The 3102-nt window shown below is 74.0% G+C and carries 2 protein-coding genes; one reads left to right on the top strand and one right to left on the bottom strand.

The genetic code is table 11. The features are described 5' to 3' along the window. Positions 1-6: 6 nt before the first annotated feature. The gene (locus tag KBX53_RS27565) at positions 7-594 is read left to right on the top strand and encodes a prepilin peptidase (protein ID WP_247676310.1); all 588 of its coding nucleotides are present in this window, start codon (positions 7-9) and stop codon (positions 592-594) included. Positions 595-750: 156 nt separating this feature from the next. Here KBX53_RS27565 and KBX53_RS27560 read toward each other — a convergent pair. Then, a partial coding sequence (locus KBX53_RS27560) for a UvrD-helicase domain-containing protein (protein WP_210862442.1) occupies positions 751-3102 on the bottom strand: 2352 nt, incomplete at its 5' end.

The raw sequence follows: 3102 nt of genomic DNA, 5'->3' as shown, positions 1-3102 counted from the left end.
CCCCTGATGTCGCGGCGCTTCGCCACGGCGGACGCCGGGTCGTGGGCGTTTGCACCGCCGCAGCCGTTCCGGCGGCCCTGGGTCGCGCCGATGGTGGCGGCCAGCGTCTTCGTCGGCCTTGCCGGCGCGGCTGCCGACGACCCGGCGTTACCGGTCTTCCTCGCGGTCGGGGCGGTCGGTCTGGTGCTCGCGCGGGTCGACCTGGCCTGCCTGCGGCTGCCCGACCCGCTGGTCCTCGTTGCCGGGTTGCTGGCCCTCGGGGGTCTGACAGTTGCGGCGGTGCTGTCCGACGCTCCCGGCCGGCTGCTCGGCGTGCTGGGCGGCGCGGCGGTCGCGGGGACGGCGCACGTGCTGCTGGCAGTGCTGCCCGGGTCCCGACTGGGTTTCGGCGACGTGAAACTCGCCACCGTCCTCGGCCTGCCGCTCGGCTGGCTGGGGCGGGACGCCCTGCTGGCCGGGATTCTGCTGCCGCACGTCCTGCAGGGCGTCCTGGTCCTCGGCCTGCTGGCCGCCCGAAAGGTGCACCGGGACACCGCGCTACCCCTCGGCCCAGCCCTGCTGACCGGCGCCTGGCTCGCCGCTCTCCTCACCTGACCCCCACCCCGCGCCGCAAGCCCCGCGCCGCAAGCCCTCGTCGATCTTGCGGTTTCGGTGCCGGCACAAGGTGCATCCCCACGCAGAAGGGCAACAGAAAGCGCAAGATCGGTGCAGCTAAGGGGCGAGGGCGGGGCGGGGGCCGGGGGGCGGGGGTTAGATCAGGCGGAGTTGGCGGTCCTTTGGGCGGCGGGGTTCTTCTTCGCCGAAGCGTTCGAAGAGGCCCGGGTCGATGCTGGAGAGGAACGGCGAGGGGGCGCAGTCGCGCTCCGCGCCGTGGCGGATGCGGCGGGCCGCGTGACTGACGTACAGCCGGTCCTGGGCCCGGGTCAGGCCGACGAAGAAGAGCCGGCGCTCCTCGGCGACGGCGTCGTCGTCCGGTGTCGAGCCCGGCCAGCGCAGCGGCAGCAGCCCGTCCTCGACGCCGACCAGGAAGACCACCGGGAACTCCAGGCCCTTCGCGGCGTGCAGGGTGAGCAGCGTGACCGCCTCGGCGCGCGGGTCCAGCGCGTCCACCTCCGCGCCGGTCGCCAACTGCGACAGGAAGGTCTCCAGGTCGTCGCCGCAGCGCCGGGCCAACGGGGTCAGCAGGTCCACCGCCGAGCGGACGTCCTCGGGGCGGACGGTGCTGCCCGCGCCGTCCAGGGTGGGCCCGGCGAACCGCTCCGCGACCCCCTGACCGGCCAGCCGCACCCGGGCGGCCAGCGAGCCGGCCCGACCGTCGGCGAGCCGGAGCTCCCGGGCGATCGCGGCCACCCCGGGCCGATCCCGCAGCCGGTCGTGGGAACGCTTCTGCACGGGGATGTTGGCCCGGGTCAGGGCGTCCACGATCGGGGCGGCCTGCGCGTCGGTGCGGTACAGCACGGCGATGTCGGAGAACGACAGCGAGGTGGACCGGCCGTCGATGCGACCCGAGTCCAGCGAGCGGTGCGACAGCCCGCCGACCAGGTCGTCGACGGTACGCACCACGAAGTCGGCCTCCTCGACCACGGACGCCGCCGGGTAGCGCCCGACCAGCGGGGCCTCCGGGTCGAGCCGGGCCGGGTCCAGTCGTCGACCCCGCACCAGCGAGGACGGCGCGATGGCCTGCACCGCGGCGGCCAGGATCGGCGCCGACGAGCGGTAGTTGCGGTTGAGCCGCACCAGTCGGGCGTCGGTGAAGTCCTCGGAGAAGCGCAGGAAGTAGCCGACGTCGGCACCCCGGAACGAGTAGATCGCCTGGTCCGGGTCGCCGATCGCGCAGAGGTTGCCGTCGGTGGGGCTGAGCAGCCGCAGCAGCTCGTACTGCACCTCGTCGACGTCCTGGTACTCGTCGACGAAGATCCACCGCCAGCGGTCCCGGTACCGCTCGACCAGCTTCCGGTCGGCCCGCAGCAACTCCACCGGCAGGGTCACCAGCTCGTCCAGGTCCACCAGGTCCTGCTTACGCAGCAGGGACGTGTAGGTGGCGCTGTCGTCGCCGGCCTCGGTGCGGGCCGCCGCCCGCTCGGCGTCGTCGGCGATCCGGAAGTCGGCCGGCAGGCCCGCAGCGGCGGTGTTCTCCCGCAGGATCAGCAGCCCCAGCGCGTGGAACGTGCCCACTGTGACGTCCTCGGCGACCGGGCCGAGCAGGCCGTCGAGGCGGTGCCGCAACTCCTCGGCGGCCCGGCGGGTGAACGTGATCGCGAGGCAGTGCTCGGGGAAGACGTTCAGCTCCGCGCAGAGGTACGCGATCCGGTGGGTCAGTGTCCTGGTCTTGCCGGTGCCCGGACCGGCCACGATGAGCAGCGGGCCACCAGGTGCCGACGCGGCCACCCGCTGCATGGCGTCCAGCCGGTCCAGCAGGCCGGTACCGACCTCCTCCATGCCGGCGAGCATCGGCTCGAACGGTTCGTGCGGAGACGGCGGCGACGCGATCGGCGGCGCGGGCGTCGGGGCCGGCTTCCGCTTCGGCTCCGACTTCGCCGCCGCCGGGCGCTTTGCCGCGACCCGGGGCGCCGGCTCCGTGGGCCGTCGCTGCGCCGGCGCCGGTACGTCGAACAGGGTCTCCTGCGCGCCCAGCTCGGCCGGGTCGAAGAGCGTGATCACGCCGTACTCGCCGTCGTAGCCGGGCACCCGCCGGACGTCGCCGCGCCGCAGCCGCCCGATGCCCTCCGCGAGCAGTTCACCGCCGGCCTGCTCGATGTCGGCCAACGGCGTCGTGGTCAGGATCTCCAGCTCGGGGCCGAGTGCGGCGAGCAACTCGTTGAACCGCCCCTCGACCTTCTTCGACCGGGCACCCACCTTGTTGATCTCGCCGAGGATCTCGGCCAGCGGCACCAGGTGAGTGACGTCCCGGGCGTGTGCCGGCCGGTGCCCGGCCGGACGGTCGGCCAGCTCCTCGACCCGGCTGAGGACACCCACTGTGAGCGGTTTGCCGCACTCGGGGCAGCGGCCGCCGGCGGCCCGGGTGCGCTCCGGAGACCAGTTCACCCCACACAGCCGGTGCCCGTCCGCGTGGTACTTGCCCTCCTCCGGGAAGAACTCGAC

Source organism: Micromonospora sp. M51 (assembly GCF_018070305.1).
In the GTDB taxonomy this organism is placed as follows: domain Bacteria; phylum Actinomycetota; class Actinomycetes; order Mycobacteriales; family Micromonosporaceae; genus Micromonospora; species Micromonospora parva.
Note: the sequence above shows the minus strand (reverse complement) of the source record. Positions and strands in the feature narration are given on the sequence as shown.